Consider the following 1,400-nt stretch of genomic DNA (forward strand, 5'->3'; position numbering starts at 1 on the left):
GCCTTCGGCTCCTGCCGGTGGGCCAGGCCCGCCAAGGAGGGGCGCGACCCGATCGGTCCCGTCGCGCTCGTCACGCTGGCGCTGCACCTGGCAGCCGCCGACGAGTCCGAGCGGCCGGACGTGCTGCTGCTCGTGGGCGACCAGGTGTACGCGGACGAGACCTCGCCCGGCACCCAGGAGTGGCTGGCCGCGCGCCGCGACCTGTCGCGTCCGCCGGGTACGCAGGTCGCGAACTACGAGGAGTACGCCCACCTCTACGACGAGTCGTGGGGCGACCCCGAGGTGCGGTGGCTGCTGTCGACCGTGCCGAGCTGCATGGTCTTCGACGACCACGACGTCATCGACGACTGGAACACCAGCGCCGCCTGGCTCGCCGAGATGCGCGCGACCGACTGGTGGGACGAGCGCGTCGTGAGCGGCCTCATGTCGTACTGGGTCTACCAGCACCTGGGCAACCTCGCCCCGGCGGAGCTGGACGAGGACGAGCTGTACGCCGCGGTGCGCGAGGGGCCCGACGCGACCGCCGCGGTACGGGAGTTCGCGCGGCGCGTGGACCGCGACCCGGCTTACGCCCGCTGGAGCTACCGGCGCGACTTCGGCCGTACGCGCCTCGTGGTGGTGGACTCGCGGGCGGCGCGGGTGCTGGCGGAGGACCGGCGCGCCATGGTCGACGAGGAGGAGACGCGCTGGGTGCGGCGACAGGTTCTCGACGCGCCGGGCTCGTACGACCACCTGCTGATCGGCACCTCGCTGCCGTGGCTGATGCCGCCGATGATCCACGATCTGGAGAGCTGGGACTCCGTCTTGTGCGGCGGGGGGCGCGGCCCGCGCTGGGCGCGGCTCGGCGAGCGGCTGCGGCGCCGGGCCGACCTGGAGCACTGGGCCGCCTTCCCGCACTCCTTCGAGGAGCTCACGGACCTGATCGCGGAGGTCGGCGCGGGCGAGCGGGCGCCCGCGACGGTGTGCGTGCTGTCGGGCGACGTGCACCACGCGTACATCGCGGAGGCTGCCTGGCCGCGGGACAGGCCGGGCGGGCAGGTCACCTCGCACGTGACGCAGCTGACCTGTTCACCCGTGCACAACTCCGTGCCGGGGTACATGAAGGTGACCTTCCGGGTGGGCTGGAACGGCCTCGGCAAGCTGGTCGGGCGGGCCCTGCGGCTGCACGGGCGGCTCGGCAGGCCGCCGCTCGGCTGGGAGCGGACGGGCGGCCCGTGGTTCGGCAACCAGCTGATGACGCTGACGCTGGAGGGGCGGCGCGCGGAGCTGCGCCTGGACCAGAGCCGGGCCCGCGAGGACGGGACGGCGCACCTGGTGACGGTGGACGAGCGCACGCTCACGCGGTGACGGCGGCGCCGTCCCCGGGGACGGCAACGGAGGGGGCGGTGACGGCGGGGCGG

1 protein-coding gene is annotated in these 1,400 nt (G+C 74.5%); it reads left to right on the plus strand.

The features are described 5' to 3' along the window. On the plus strand, positions 1-1,347 hold a 1,347-nt coding region (locus tag LCE31_RS39620), incomplete at its 5' end, for an alkaline phosphatase D family protein (RefSeq protein ID WP_225023134.1). Positions 1,348-1,400: the final 53 nt, after the last annotated feature.

This window comes from Streptomyces sp. 8L, from assembly GCF_020176795.1.
Taxonomy (GTDB): domain Bacteria; phylum Actinomycetota; class Actinomycetes; order Streptomycetales; family Streptomycetaceae; genus Streptomyces.